At 64.9% G+C, this 14,342-nt stretch carries 12 protein-coding genes and 1 pseudogene; 1 reads left to right on the top strand and 12 read right to left on the bottom strand.

Annotation, left to right across the window (positions count from 1 at the left end):
* Positions 1–4 precede the first annotated feature (4 nt).
* Both WS70_RS00685 and hemE read right to left on the bottom strand, forming a co-directional pair.
* On the bottom strand, positions 5–2,272 hold the full coding sequence (locus tag WS70_RS00685; RefSeq protein ID WP_059597396.1) for a primosomal protein N': 2,268 nt from the start codon (positions 2,270–2,272) through the stop codon (positions 5–7).
* Positions 2,273–2,712: 440 nt separating this feature from the next.
* The gene (gene hemE / locus WS70_RS00675; protein WP_059597395.1) at positions 2,713–3,807 is read right to left on the bottom strand and encodes a uroporphyrinogen decarboxylase; all 1,095 of its coding nucleotides are present in this window, start codon (positions 3,805–3,807) and stop codon (positions 2,713–2,715) included.
* Between the two features lie 139 nt (positions 3,808–3,946).
* On the opposite strand from hemE, the gene WS70_RS00670 reads away from it, so the two are divergent.
* Positions 3,947–4,726 (top strand): transporter substrate-binding domain-containing protein, encoded by a 780-nt coding sequence (locus WS70_RS00670; RefSeq protein WP_059473434.1) that lies wholly within the window; start codon positions 3,947–3,949, stop codon positions 4,724–4,726.
* Positions 4,727–4,883: 157 nt separating this feature from the next.
* On the opposite strand, the gene WS70_RS00665 is transcribed toward WS70_RS00670, so the two are convergent.
* From WS70_RS00665 to atpE, 10 genes and pseudogenes are all read right to left on the bottom strand, one after another.
* The gene (locus tag WS70_RS00665; protein ID WP_082716474.1) at positions 4,884–5,324 is read right to left on the bottom strand and encodes a CoA-binding protein; all 441 of its coding nucleotides are present in this window, start codon (positions 5,322–5,324) and stop codon (positions 4,884–4,886) included.
* Between the two features lie 221 nt (positions 5,325–5,545).
* Positions 5,546–5,741 (bottom strand): annotated as a pseudogene (locus WS70_RS33545) (hypothetical protein).
* Positions 5,742–5,782: 41 nt separating this feature from the next.
* Positions 5,783–7,510, bottom strand: a complete 1,728-nt coding sequence (locus WS70_RS00655; RefSeq protein WP_059597375.1) for an AMP-binding protein — start codon at positions 7,508–7,510, stop codon at positions 5,783–5,785.
* Between the two features lie 210 nt (positions 7,511–7,720).
* Entirely contained in the window at positions 7,721–8,146 is a 426-nt protein-coding gene (locus WS70_RS00650; RefSeq protein WP_059473437.1) for a F0F1 ATP synthase subunit epsilon, read from the bottom strand.
* Positions 8,147–8,852: 706 nt separating this feature from the next.
* Positions 8,853–10,247, bottom strand: a complete 1,395-nt coding sequence (gene atpD, locus WS70_RS00640) for a F0F1 ATP synthase subunit beta (RefSeq protein ID WP_059473438.1) — start codon at positions 10,245–10,247, stop codon at positions 8,853–8,855.
* Between the two features lie 104 nt (positions 10,248–10,351).
* Positions 10,352–11,227, bottom strand: coding sequence for a F0F1 ATP synthase subunit gamma (gene atpG, locus WS70_RS00635; RefSeq protein WP_059597922.1), 876 nt, complete (start codon positions 11,225–11,227; stop codon positions 10,352–10,354).
* A 71-nt stretch (positions 11,228–11,298) separates the two neighbouring features.
* Entirely contained in the window at positions 11,299–12,840 is a 1,542-nt protein-coding gene (atpA, locus tag WS70_RS00630; protein WP_010107219.1) for a F0F1 ATP synthase subunit alpha, read from the bottom strand.
* Positions 12,841–12,888: 48 nt separating this feature from the next.
* Positions 12,889–13,428, bottom strand: a complete 540-nt coding sequence (locus WS70_RS00625) for a F0F1 ATP synthase subunit delta (RefSeq protein ID WP_059473440.1) — start codon at positions 13,426–13,428, stop codon at positions 12,889–12,891.
* A gap of 2 nt (positions 13,429–13,430) precedes the next feature.
* On the bottom strand, positions 13,431–13,901 hold the full coding sequence (locus WS70_RS00620; RefSeq protein ID WP_059473441.1) for a F0F1 ATP synthase subunit B: 471 nt from the start codon (positions 13,899–13,901) through the stop codon (positions 13,431–13,433).
* A 133-nt stretch (positions 13,902–14,034) separates the two neighbouring features.
* On the bottom strand, positions 14,035–14,304 hold the full coding sequence (gene atpE, locus WS70_RS00615) for a F0F1 ATP synthase subunit C (protein ID WP_025990054.1): 270 nt from the start codon (positions 14,302–14,304) through the stop codon (positions 14,035–14,037).
* Positions 14,305–14,342 lie beyond the last annotated feature (38 nt).

Genomic DNA, 14,342 nt, shown 5'->3' with positions numbered 1-14,342 from the left:
TGCGTCAGATGTCGAGCGGATCGACTTCGACGCTCCAGCGCAGCACGCCCTTCAGCTCGCGCAACAGCGGCTGCCACGCGCGCAGCGTGTGCTGAAGCACCGCGCGCGACGCGCTCTCGATCAGCAGTTGCGCCCGATGGACGTTCGCGACCTTGACGATCGTCATCGGCACGGCGTCGTAGACCGTCACGCGGTCCGCGCCCGGCAGCGTCGAAAACGCGTCGGCCGCCTGCTGCAGGAACGCGAGCGCCGCATCGAGCGTGCGCCCTTCGGCGCGTAGCAGCGCCTGATAGACGAACGGCGGCAGATGCGCGTCGCGCCGCTCGCCGAGCGTCGAACTCGCAAAACCGACGTAATCCTGCCGCGCGAGCGCGTGATACAGCGCGTGGCGCGAATAGCGCGTCTGGATCAGCACCTCGCCCGGCAGCCCCGCGCGCCCTGCGCGGCCGCTCACCTGCATCAGTTGCGCAAACAGCCGCTCGCTCGCGCGGAAATCGTGCGAAAAGAGCGCGGTATCGGCATTCAGCACGCCGACGAGCGACACCCGCTGGAAATCGTGCCCCTTCGCGATCATCTGCGTGCCGACGAGGATGTCGACTTCACCCGCGTGCACGTCCGAGAAGAGCGCCTGCGCGCTGCCCTTGCGGCGCGTGCTGTCGGCGTCGATGCGCAGGATCCGCGCGCCGGGCACCGCCTGCGCGAGCGTCTCCTCGACGCGCTGCGTGCCGCGGCCGAGCGGCGCGATGTCGACGTTCCCGCATTCCGGGCACGACCGCGGAATGCGCGCCTCCCATCCGCAGTGATGGCAGCGCACCGCGTGCTCGGGCTTGTGCATCACGACATACGCGCTGCAGCGCGGACAGCCGGCGACCCAGCCGCATGCGTCGCACGCGAGCGCGGGCGCGTAGCCGCGCCGGTTCAGGAACACGAGACTCTGCTCGCCGCGCTCGAGCCGCGCCTTCAGCGCGGCGACGAGCGGCCCCGACAGCCCGCCCATCGACGCGCGGCCGCGCCGCCGCTCCTCTTCCAGATCGACGAGCCGCACCGACGGCAGCACGGCGTCGGCGACCGCGCGCTTCGACAGCGTGAGCCGCTTGTAGCGGCCCTGCTCCGCCTGCCACCAGGTCTCGAGCGACGGCGTCGCCGAACCGAGCACGACCGGAATCGCGAGCTGCTTCGCGCGCCAGACGGCGAGATCGCGCGCCGAATAGCGCAACCCTTCCTGCTGCTTGTAAGCCGGTTCGTGTTCCTCGTCGACGACGATCATCGCGAGCGACGGCAGCGACGCGAGCACCGCGAGCCGCGTGCCGAGCACGATCCGCGCGCGGCCGGTGTGCGCGGCGATCCAGTGGCGCGCGCGCTCGCCTTCGGCGAGACCGCTATGCAGCGTGACGATCGCGTCGGCGGGCAGCATCGCCGCGAAGCGCGTACGAAAAGCCGCCTCGAACTGCGGCGTCAGGTTGATCTCGGGCACGAGGACGAGCGCCTGCGCGTCGGGCCGCCGCTCGAGCAGCGCGGCGAGCGTCTGCAGATAGACCTCCGTCTTGCCGCTGCCCGTCACGCCATGGAGCAGGAACGGCGCGAAGCCGTCCGCCGACGTGATCGCGTCGAGCGCTTCGGCCTGTTGGTCGGTCAGTTGCGGCGGCGTCGCCACCGCGCGCCGGCCGGCGGCGGGCGCCGGGTTATCCACAAGCTGTGCGTCGGCGTCCGTGATCGCGATTTCGTCGCACGCGGCCCAGCCTTGCGCCTGCCACTCGTCGAGCACCGCGACGGCCTTCGGATGCAGCGCGCGAACTTCGGCGAGCGACAGCACGGGCGCGTCGGCGAGCGCCTGCGCGAGCCGGCGCAGCGCCGCCCCGCGCGCGGGCAGCGCGTCCGGCAGCGCGGCGCGCCCGGCGTCGAGCAGCCGGAAGCGCAACTCGGGCGCAAGGAGGCGTCCCCAGCGCGACACGTCGCGCAGTGCCTGCGGCAGCGCGGGCAGCGCGACTTCGCCGAGCCCGCGCTGATAGTAGTCGGCCGCGAACGCGACGAGGTCGAGCCAGTGCCGCGACAGCGACGGCAGCTCCGCGCACACCGCGTCGACCGCCTTCAGCCGGTCGGCGGGCACGTCCGTGTGAGCGGTCACTTCGCATACGAGCCCGACTGCGCTGCGCCGGCCGAACGGCACCTGCACGAGCATCCCCGGCATGGCCGGGACGTCGGCGCGATAGCGGTAATCGAACAGCGTCGGCAGCGGATGGTCGAGCGCGACGCGCACGAACGCGTCAGTCATCGGTGCGGCGCCGCCGAACGCCAGAATGCCCGGCATACCAGACATCCGCGACGCCCGCGAAGTTAAAGTAAAACGTCACTTTCGGCGCTAAGTTTTGGATTCTCATTAAGAATCGCGGCGCGACCGCCGATCCTGTGGATAACTTTGTTGAGAACTCGCCCTCGATGACCCCGCAAAGGCGCTGCCTACGGCCATCCACTGCTTTTTCCGGATCGGACAGCCCGGCCGCGAAGCCTTATCCCGCAAGGCTGCTATCCAATTTCCGACGCCATAGCGCAGCCCATTCGCCGATAAAGCCCTCTACCGCGCTGCAACGTGGAAAATGTGCATAAGTCAAGTCTTGACAAGCATAAGAACGCCATTGGACGGGCGCTTGCGCCCTGTTTGGTCGCGATTGCGCAAATTCGCCGCATCGCGCCGCAGCAACGGACCGCTTGCGATCATGATCCCGATCCGCTGCGGATCGCGCGGCTATGGCGATGCACTTCGTCGACGAGCTCCGCGACGTGCTCGGGCGGCGTGAACTGCGAGATCCCGTGGCCGAGGTTGAACACGTGCCCCGGATGGTTGCCGTAGCTGTCGAGCACCGCGCGCGCTTCGGCGCGGATCGTCTCGGGCGGAGCGAAGAGGATCGTCGGATCGAGGTTGCCCTGCAGCGCGACGCGGCCCGCCACGCGCTCGCGCGCGCGGCCGAGGTTGACCGTCCAGTCGAGCCCGACCGCGTCGACGCCCGTCGCCGCGATGTCCTCGAGCCAGAGCCCGCCGCCCTTCGTGAACGCGATCGACGGCACGCGCGCGCCGTCGTGCTCGCGCTTCAGCTGCGAGACGACGCGCCGGATATAGTCGAGCGAGAAGCGCTGATACGCGCCGTCGGCGAGCGCGCCGCCCCACGTGTCGAAGATCATGACGGCCTGCGCGCCCGCTTCGATCTGCGCGTTCAGATAGGCGGCCACCGCCTGCGCGTTGACGTCTAGAATCCGGTGCATCAGATCGGGCCGCGCGTACGCCATCGACTTCACCGCGCGGAAATCGTCCGAGCCGCCGCCCTCGACCATGTAGCACGCGAGCGTCCACGGGCTGCCCGAGAAGCCGATCAGCGGCACGCGCTGGCGGCCCCGGCCGTCGGTGAGCGCGCGGCGGATCTCGCGCACCGCGTCGGTCACGTAGCCGAGCGTCGCGCCGATGTCCGGCACCGCGAGCTTCGCAACGTCGGCCTCGGTGCGCACCGGATGCGCGAACTTCGGCCCTTCGCCCGCTGCGAAATCGAGGCCGAGCCCCATCGCGTCGGGGATCGTCAGGATGTCGGAGAACAGGATCGCGGCGTCGAGCGGGAAGCGCTCGAGCGGCTGCAGCGTGACTTCGGTCGCGTAGTCGGGGTGCTTCGCGAGCCCGAGGAAGCTGCCCGCGCGCGCGCGCGTCGCGTTGTACTCGGGCAGGTAGCGGCCCGCCTGGCGCATCAGCCAAATCGGCGTGTAGTCGGTCGGCTCGCGCAAGAGCGCACGCAGGAAGGTGTCGTTGATGAGAGTCTGGGCCACGATGAATGCGACGAAGCGAAACGCAAAGGGGCATTCTACCGGACGCGGCGCCGCGCTCAGCGTTCGCGGCCATATGACGCTCGCCGCCGCTCCGTTATGATCCGGCGTTCCGACCGGCCACACGTATCGAGGAGACACGATGAAGAAGACGTTGCTCGCGCTCGCCTGCTGGGCGGGCTTCGCCCATGCGCAGACCGTGCCGCAGCCCGCCGCGCCGGCATCGCGGCTCGACGACGTGCTAGCGCGCGGCACGCTGCGCGTCTGCACGACGGGCGACTACAAGCCGTACACGTATCGCCGCGAAGACGGCGCATTCGAAGGAATCGACATCGACATGGCGGCATCGCTCGCGAAGTCGCTCGGCGTGAAGACGGCGTTCGTGAAGACCACGTGGCCAACGCTCACGAACGATTTCGTCGCGAAATGCGACGTCGCGGTGGGCGGCATCTCGACGACGCTCGAGCGGCAAAAGCGTGCGTTCTTCACGCAGCCGTACGTGACCGACGGCAAGACGCCGATCGTGCGCTGCGCGGATGTCGAGCGCTACCAGACGATCGCGCAGATCGACCAGCCGCAGACGCGCGTGATCGTGAATCCGGGCGGCACGAACGAGCGCTTTGCGAAGCAGCACTTCACGCACGCGCGGATCACCGTTTTTCCGGACAACGTCACGATCTTCAAGCAGATCCTCGCGGGCAATGCCGACGTGATGGTCACGGACGCGTCGGAGACGCTGTTGCAGCAAAAACTGAATCCGGGCCTGTGCTCGGTGCATCCGGACAAGCCGTTCCAGTTCGGAGAAAAGGCGTACATGGTGCCGCGCGGCGACGTCGTGTTCCAGCAGTACGTCGATCAGTGGCTGCACCTCGCGCGTGAAACGGGCGAGGTGCGGGCGATCTCGGATAAGTGGCTCAAGTGAACGCGATGCGGATGGCGGTGCGATGCGCGCGTGCGGACGTTGCGCCGCAGCACGCGGCGTCGTGCGCCGGCGCGCCCGCCGTGCGCGGATGTATCGGCGCCGCGGTTGCGCGCCGCGGCGATGCTTGCGCTGCGAACGCCACGCCTGCGCGACGTCGCTAATCGATCAGCCGACGATGCTCGATCTTCACGCACCGATCGACGACGACGTCGAGGCCCGCCGCGCGCGCCTTCGCAACGGCGGCGTCATGCACGACGCCGAGCTGCAGCCAGACCGAACGCGCGCCGATCTCGATCGCCGCATCGACGACAGGCGGCACGTCCGCCGACTTGCGGAATACGTCGACCATGCCGATCTCGGCGCCTTCGGCCGCGAGCGCCGCGCGCGCGTCGGCAAGCGACGCATGAACGGTCTCGCCGAGCACCTTCGTGCCGGCGAGCAGCGGATTGACGGGTACGATCCGATAGCCGTTCCGCTGCATGTATCCAGCGACTTCATGACTCGGTCGATAGGGTTTATCCGAAAGGCCAACTACCGCGATCACCCGATCGCGTTTCAAAATCTTTCTCAGGACTGTGTCAGTCGATATCGCTGTCATTTCGATGCATGTTTGATGGCGCCCGAAAGCTTGACCGGTCCAGCCTAGCACATCGTAAAAGGGGCCTGGCGGACCTCGAAGGCGCCGTTTTTCGATGCGGTAAAAATGACATCTCGCCCCTTTCGAAACAGCAAAAAATCCCGCAAAGCCTTATCCGACGGGGGTTACAACCTGAAACACTTTGTTACCGCGACGGTGGGGTAATTCGCCCAAAATGCCTCTCACGGTTTCAACACGGATGCGGTCTCGTGTGCAGCGTGTGAGCGGACACAAGCACAAACAAACGAGCCCGTCGGTTTCGTACCGAATCCCTTCCCAGGGGCATCCTTGTTGGAGTCGTCGTCGGCCCACGCCGATGCGTTCCACCTTTGGTCTCCTCGCGCTAACCCCGTAGCGTGTGGTTTTTAGCGGGCTCATCAGCCCGCTTTTTTTCGTCCATCGAAAACGTGCACGACGCCTCACGCCGTCTTCTGCATGCTCAATCCCAGTTCGTCGATCATCCGTTCGCGCATCACGAACTTCTGCACTTTGCCCGTCACCGTCATCGGCAGCTCGTCGACGATGCGCACGTAGCGCGGCACCTTGTAGTGCGCGATCTGGCCGCGGCAGAACTCGCGCAGCTCGTCTTCCGTCATCGTCTCGCCTGCGCGCAGCACGATCCACGCGCACACCTCTTCGCCGTACTTCGAATCGGGGACGCCGAACACCTGTACGCTCTGAATCTTCGGATGCCGAAACAAGAACTCTTCGATCTCGCGCGGATAGACATTCTCGCCGCCTCGGATCAGCATGTCCTTCAGGCGTCCGACGATGTTGCAGAAGCCTTCTTCGTCGAGCGTCGCGAGATCGCCCGTGCGCATCCAGCCGTCGACGACCGCCTCGCGCGTTCTCGTCTCGTCGTCCCAATAGCCGAGCATCACCGAATAGCCGCGCGTGCACAGCTCGCCCGTCTCGCCGACAGGCACGATCGCGCCCGTCGCGTCGACGATCTTCGCGTCCAGATGCGGTTGGATGCGGCCGACCGTCGTCGTGCGCTTCTCAAGCGAATCGGTCGTCGAGCTCTGGAACGACACGGGGCTCGTCTCCGTCATTCCGTACGCGATCGTCACCTCGGACATGTGCATCTTCGCGACGACGCGCTTCATCGTCTCGATCGGGCACGGCGAGCCCGCCATGATGCCCGTGCGCAGCGTGCTCAGGTCGAAGCGGTCGAAGTCGGGATGATCGAGCTCGGCGATGAACATCGTCGGCACGCCCTGCAGCGCCGTGCAGCGCTCGTCGGAAACCGCCGCGAGCGTCGCGCCCGGCTCGAACGCCGCGCCGGGAAACACCATCTTCGCGCCGGCCGACACGCACGCGAGCACCGACAGCACCATCCCGAAGCAGTGATAGAGCGGCACCGGAATGCACATCGCGTCGGCTTCGGTGAGCTGCATCACGCTCGCGATCGAGCGCGCATTGTTGACGACGTTGCGATGCGTGAGCGTTGCGCCCTTCGGGCTGCCCGTCGTGCCGCTCGTGAACTGGATGTTGATCGGATCGCGGCGGTCGAGCGTCGCGCCGATCGCATCGAGCCGTGCGGGATCGAGCGCCGCGCGGCCGCGCGCAAGCATCTCGGCGAAGCTCAGCATGCCCGCCGGCGCGACGTCGCTCATCGTCACGACCGTGCGCAGGCTCGGCACGCGCGCTGCGTGCAGCTCGCCGCTCGTGTGCGTCGCGAGCTCGGGCGCGAGCTCGACGATCATCTCGGTATAGGCGGACGTCTTGAAACGCTCCGCCGCGATCAGCAGCTTGCAGCCGACCTTGTTCAGCGCGTATTCGAGCTCGGCGAGCCGATAGGCGGGATTGACGTTGACGAGCACCGCGCCGATGCGCGCGGTCGCGAATTGCGTGAGCAGCCATTCGGCGCGATTCGGCGACCAGATGCCGACCCGATCGCCCCGTTCGACGCCGAGCCCGATCAACGCGGCCGCGAGCACGTCGACTTCGTGTGCGAACGCCTGCCACGTCCAGCGAATGCCCTGCTCGCGGAACACGACCGCGGGCCGCTCGGGAAAGCGCGCGACCGTGTCGAGCAGAAACTGCCCGATCGTCACTTCGCTCAATGGGACCTCGGTCGAGCCGCGCACGTACGAAAGCCCGTCCTGCGGCGCGATCAGCGCGCCGGCGCCTGAATCTGCTGCCATGAGAGTGTCTCCGCCAATGGAACGTTTCGGGAACGTTTGATCGTTTTGGACGTATTTCTGTAAATTATTCTGCCATCCGCTTACGACACTCTGACATCAAGTGTTACCCGCAAAGCGCGGCGCGCGTCCAAAACGAAAAAAGCAGCCCGAAGGCTGCCTTTTCGATGCAAAAGCGCGAATCGAACGCGCGCGATGAGGCGCGCGAACGCTTCAGTGCTTGCCGCGGATCTTCGCGAGACGCTGGATCGCTTCGAGCTGCGCCATTGCGGTCGCGAGTTCCGACTGCGCCTTCGCGAGATCGAGGTCCGACTTCGCGTTCTGCAGCGTTTCCTCTGCGCGCTTTCTCGCTTCCTCGGCCTTCGCCGCGTCGAGATCCTTGCCGCGAATCGCGGTGTCGGCGAGCACCGTCACGGCGCCCGGCTGCACTTCGAGAATGCCGCCCGCGACGAACACGAACTCTTCGTCGCCGCTTTCGGCCTCGATGCGCACCGCACCCGGACGAATCCGCGTGATGAGCGGCGTGTGACCCGGCAGGATGCCCAGCTCACCTGCTTCGCCCGGCAGCGCGACGAACTTCGCCTGGCCCGAGAAGATCTGCTCTTCCGCGCTGACGACGTCTACTTTGATGGTTGCCATATCGACTCCTGTCGATCGGAGTTAGCGCTTTAGCGCTTACTCCGATCCCATGCCGTGGTTGGTCAGCGTTAGCGCTTCAGCGCTTACTCTGGCCCCGCGGCGGTCGATCGGAGTTAGCGCTTTAGCGCTTACTCCGATCCCATGCCGTGGTTGGTCAGCGTTAGCGCTTCAGCGCTTACTCTGGCCCCGCGGCGGTCGATCGGAGTTGGCGCTTTAGCGCTTACTCCGACCCCATGCCGTGGTTGGTCAGCGTTAGCGCTTCAGCGCTTACTCTGGCCCCGCGGCGGTCGATCGGAGTTGGCGCTTTAGCGCTTACTCCGATCCCATGCCGTGGTTGGTCAGCGTTAGCGCTTCAGCGCTTACTCTGCCCCCGCGGCGGTCGATCGGAGTTGGCACTTCAGCGCTTACTCCGATCCCATGCCGTGGTTGGTCAGCGTTAGCGCTTCAGCGCTTACTCTGGCCCCGCGGCGGTCGATCGGAGTTGGCACTTCAGCGCTTACTCCGATCCCATGCCGTGGTTGGCCAGCGTCAGCGCTTCAGCGCTTACTCTGCCCCCCCGGCGGTCGATCGGAGTGAGTGCCTCAGCCCTCACTCCGATCCCATGCAAGGCACGGTTGAGCGTATTACGTAGGCGCCCGTCCGCGGCATGCTGCCGAAACGGCAGTCATCGCGGACGCACGGGCGCCCGCTGCGTTACACCCGACCTTTACTGGATCTTCTTGGCCTTCTCGAAGGCTTCGTCGATCGTGCCGACCATGTAGAACGCCTGTTCCGGCAAGTGGTCGCACTCGCCGTCGACGATCATCTTGAAGCCACGGATCGTTTCCTTGAGCGGCACGTACTTGCCCGGCGAACCCGTGAACACTTCGGCGACGTGGAACGGCTGCGACAGGAAACGCTGGATCTTACGCGCGCGAGCGACCGACAGCTTGTCTTCCGGCGACAGTTCGTCCATGCCCAGAATCGCGATGATGTCGCGCAGTTCCTTGTAGCGCTGCAGCGTCTGCTGAACGCCGCGCGTGATCGAGTAGTGCTCTTCGCCGATCACGTTCGGATCGATCTGGCGCGACGTCGAGTCGAGCGGGTCCACCGCGGGGTAGATACCGAGCGAAGCGATGTCACGCGACAGCACGACCGTTGCGTCCAGGTGGCCGAAGGTCGTGGCGGGCGACGGGTCGGTCAAGTCGTCCGCAGGGACGTACACGGCCTGAACCGACGTGATCGAGCCTGTCTTTGTCGACGTGATGCGCTCTTGCAGCTTGCCCATTTCTTCAGCCAGCGTCGGCTGATAGCCCACCGCCGACGGCATACGGCCGAGCAGTGCAGACACTTCGGTACCGGCCAGCGTGAAACGGTAGATGTTGTCGACGAAGAACAACACGTCGAGGCCTTCGTCACGGAAGTGCTCGGCCATCGTGAGGCCCGTCAGCGCGACGCGCAGACGGTTGCCCGGCGGCTCGTTCATCTGGCCGTACACCAGCGCGACTTTGTCGAGAACGTTTGAGTCCTTCATTTCATGATAGAAGTCGTTCCCTTCGCGGGTACGCTCGCCCACACCGGCGAACACGGAGTAACCGCCGTGCTCCTTCGCGATGTTGTTGATCAGTTCCATCATGTTCACGGTCTTGCCGACGCCCGCACCGCCGAACAGACCGACCTTGCCGCCCTTCGCGAACGGACAGATCAGGTCGATGACCTTGATGCCCGTTTCGAGCAGTTCGGTCGACGGCGACAGTTCGTCGAACGCCGGCGCCTTCTGGTGGATCGAGCGCGTGTGCTCGCTTTCGATCGGGCCAGCCTCGTCGATCGGACGGCCGAGCACGTCCATGATGCGGCCGAGGGTCGGCTTGCCGACCGGCACCGAGATCGGCTTGTTCGTGTTCTTCACCACGAGGCCGCGGCGCAGGCCGTCGGAGGCGCCCAGACAGATGGTGCGGACCACGCCGTCGCCCAGTTGCTGCTGGACTTCGAGCGTCAGTTCCGAGCCGTCGAGAATGAGCGCGTCGTAAATCTTCGGCATGCTGTCGCGCGGGAATTCCACGTCGATAACGGCGCCGATGCACTGTACGATCTTGCCTTCTACCAAAGCAGTAGTACTCATCGCATTTCCTTTAAATACCTGATTCTTTACTCGCGCAAAGGCGCAGTTTCGAGTCGCCCGGACAGGGTTGCCCGAGCGAGGAGCGTCTCGGCTCGCGCGCCCGCTTAAACGGCGGCGGCGCCGCCGACGATCTCCGACAATTCCTTCGTGATCGCTGCCTGACGACTCTTGTTGTACGACAGTTGAAGCTCGCTGATCACCGTCTTCGCGTTATCCGAAGCGGCCTTCATCGCGACCATCCGCGCCGATTGCTCCGACGCCATGTTTTCCGCGACGGCCTGGTACACCAGCGCCTCGACGTAACGCACGAGCAGCTCGTCGACCACCGCCTGCGCATCCGGCTCGTAGATGTAATCCCACGACGTGGCGGGCATGCCGTCGCTGCTGTCGAAATGTTCGGTCGACAGCGGCAGCAGCTGCTCGATCACAGCTTCCTGCTTCATCGTGTTGATGAAGCGCGTGTACGCGAGATAAACGGCCGACAGCTTGCCTTCCGAATACAGATCGAGCTGCACCTTCACCGCGCCGATCAGCTTGTCGAGGTGCGGCGTGTCGCCGAGATGCACGACCTGCGAGATCACCTTCGCGCCGAAACGGTTCAGGAAGCCGAGGCCCTTGCTGCCGATCGCGGTGGCTTCGAGCTTCTGGCCCTTGTCGTCGAGCTCCTTGAACTTCTGAATCGACGCACGCAACACGTTCGTGTTCAGACCGCCGCACAGACCCTTGTCGGTCGTGACGAGGATGATGCCCGCGGTCTTCGCGCCATCGTTCGCCACCATGAACGGGTGACGGTACTCCGGGGTCGAGCGGCTCATGTGCGCGGCGATGGCGCGGACCTTGTCGGCATACGGGCGGGCAGCGCGCATGCGTTCCTGAGCGCGGCGCATCTTCGATGCGGCCACCATCTCCATCGCCTTCGTGATCTTGCGCGTGTTCTGCACGCTCTTGATCTTGCCGCGAATTTCCTTCATTCCAGCCATTGCTTGCTCCTTGACCGAAGCGGGGCGAGCGCTTTACGCAACCCGCACCACTTCAAGGTGTCCCTCGCGGATCAATAGGCACCCGACTTCTTGAAGTCCTTCAGAGCGGCGTGCAGCGCGCTCTCGTCGTCCTTCGACAAGTCTTTCGTGTCTTCGATACGCTTGATGAGGTCAGCGTGGCTCGTCTTCAGATATTCGCGCAGGCCTTTTTCGAACGGCAGGACGTCCTTGACTTCGAGGTCGTCGAGGTAACCGTTGTTCGCCGCGAACAGCGACACGGCCAGCTCCCACACCTGCAGCGGCTGGTACTGCGGCTGCTTCAGCAGTTCCGTCACGCGACGGCCGCGCTCGAGCTGCTTGCGGGTCGCTTCATCGAGATCCGACGCGAACTGCGCGAACGCCGCCAGTTCACGGTACTGCGCGAGGTCGGTACGAATACCGCCGGAGAGCTTCTTCACGACCTTCGTCTGCGCGGCACCGCCCACGCGCGACACCGACACGCCCGCGTTGATTGCCGGACGGATACCCGCGTTGAACAGGTCGGTTTCCAGGAAGATCTGGCCATCGGTGATCGAGATCACGTTCGTCGGAACGAACGCGGTCACGTCGCCTGCCTGCGTTTCGATGACGGGCAGCGCCGTCAGCGAGCCGCTCTTGCCCTTCACTTCGCCGTTCGTGAACTTCTCGACGTACTCTTCCGACACGCGAGCCGCACGCTCGAGCAGACGCGAGTGCAGATAGAACACGTCGCCCGGATAGGCTTCGCGGCCCGGCGGGCGGCGCAGCAGCAGCGAGATCTGGCGATACGCCCAAGCTTGCTTGGTCAAATCGTCATAGATGATGAGGGCGTCCTGGCCGCGATCGCGGAAGTACTCGCCCATCGTGCAGCCGGCGTACGGCGCGAGGTATTGCATCGCGGCCGATTCCGAAGCCGAAGCGGCGACGACGATCGTGTATTCGAGCGCGCCGGTTTCTTCGAGCTTGCGCACCACGTTCATGATCGACGAAGCCTTCTGGCCGATCGCGACGTAGATACAGATGAGATCCTTGCCCTTCTGGTTGATGATCGTATCGATCGCCACCGCGGTCTTGCCGCACTGACGGTCGCCGATGATCAGCTCGCGCTGGCCGCGGCCGATCGGCACCATCGAGTCGATCGACTTCAGGCCCGTCTGCACCGGCTGCGACACCGACTTACGCCAGATCACGCCCGGGGCGATCTTTTCGATTGCGTCCGTCAGCTTCGCGTTGACCGGGCCCTTGCCGTCGATCGGATTGCCGAGCGCATCGACCACGCGGCCGACGAGTTCCGGACCGACCGGGACTTCGAGAATGCGGCCCGTCGTCTTGACGATGTCGCCTTCGGAGATGTGTTCGTATTCGCCGAGAATCACCGCGCCGACCGAGTCGCGCTCGAGGTTCAGCGCAAGACCGAACGTGTTGCCCGGGAATTCGAGCATTTCGCCCTGCATCACGTCGGACAAACCGTGGATGCGCACGATACCGTCGGTCACGGAAATCACGGTGCCCTGGTTGCGAACGTCCGCGCTCGCTTCAAGGCCCTGGATCCGGCTCTTGATCAGCTCGCTGATCTCAGAGGGATTGAGTTGCATTATTCGCTCCTGATATTCAATTCTGTTGCGTGCCGGCCGCTTAGGCGCTCAGGCGGTCAAAGCCACCTGCATGCCGGCGAGCCGCGCGCGGACCGAGGTATCGAGCACTTCGTCGCCAACCGTCACGCGCACGCCGCCGATCAGCGACGCATCGACTTCGATCGTCGGCTTCAGCTTGCGCTTGAACCTGCGCTCAAGGTTTCCGACGAGTTCGGCAAGCTGCGCGCCTTCCAGCGGGAACGCGCTGACGATCAGCGCATCCGCCGCGCCTTCGCGCGCATTCTTCAGCTCGTCGAACTGCGCGGAGATTTCCGGCAACAGCGCGATACGATGATTTTCGACCAGCATCCCCACGAAGTTCTTCGCTTCCGCGCTGGTCGCGAGCGGCGCCTTCACCGCGGCGAGCAGCAGCTCGCTGACTTGCGCGCGGCTTACCCTGGGGCTTGACGCGACGGACAGCACTTCGGGCAGGTGCGCAACCTGTGCCAGCTCTTGCACGAGCGTGGACCAGGCGGCGATGTCACCACCCTCGGCCACGCGGAACAGCGCTTCTGCGTAAGGGCGGGCGATGGTTGCAAGTTCGGCCATGATCAGAGCTCGGCTTTCAGTTGATTCAGCAGTTCGGCGTGGGCCGTATGATCGACTTCGCGCTTCAGGATCTGCTCGGCGCCCTTCACGGCCAGCGAGGCGACTTCGCCGCGCAGCGTTTCACGGGCCTTCACGATTTGCTGATCGGCATCCGCCCTCGCCTGAGCGATGATGCGGGCCGCTTCGGCCTGCGCGTTCGCCTTGATTTCTTCGGCGACCGCCTGCGCGCGCTTTTCAGCTTCGGCGATGCGCTGCTGGCCTTCGTTGCGGGCCTGCGCGAGTTCCTGGTCGACGCGCTTGTGCGCCGCTGCGAGTTCCGCCTGCCCCTTTTCCGCAGCCGAAAGGCCGTCGGCAATTTTCTTCGAGCGCTCGTCGAGGGCGTTGATCAACGGCGGCCACACGAACTTCATCGTGAACCACGCGAGGATCAGGAACACGACCATTTGCGCAAACAGGGTTGCGTTGAGATTCACGGTGTTTCCTTAATCTGCTATTCCGGAAAAATGAAACGACGAGGAGCGCACCGAAAAAAACTTTCGAGTCGCGCTCACTTTCCGTTCCGCCCTGCGCCGGCAAGCCTGACGCATTTGTATTTCCGAGGAACCCTTAGCCCGCGAGCTTCGACAGGAGCGGGTTCGCGAATGCAAACAGCATGGCCACACCCACGCCAATCAGGAACGCCGCATCGATCAGACCAGCCAGCAGAAACATCTTCGTTTGCAGCGGGTTGATCAGTTCCGGCTGACGTGCGCAAGCTTCGATGTACTTGCCGCCCATCAGGCCGATACCGATACAGGCGCCGATTGCACCCAGGCCGATGATGATACCGATACCGATAGCGGTCAGACCTTGGATGTTGGCGATGAAAGCTTGCATGATCACTCCTTTGAGAAAAGACTTGGAACTGGAATTAA

Source organism: Burkholderia mayonis, assembly GCF_001523745.2.
In the GTDB taxonomy this organism is placed as follows: domain Bacteria; phylum Pseudomonadota; class Gammaproteobacteria; order Burkholderiales; family Burkholderiaceae; genus Burkholderia; species Burkholderia mayonis.
The sequence above is the reverse complement of the archived record's forward strand: the minus strand, read 5'-3'. Positions and strand labels throughout refer to the sequence as shown.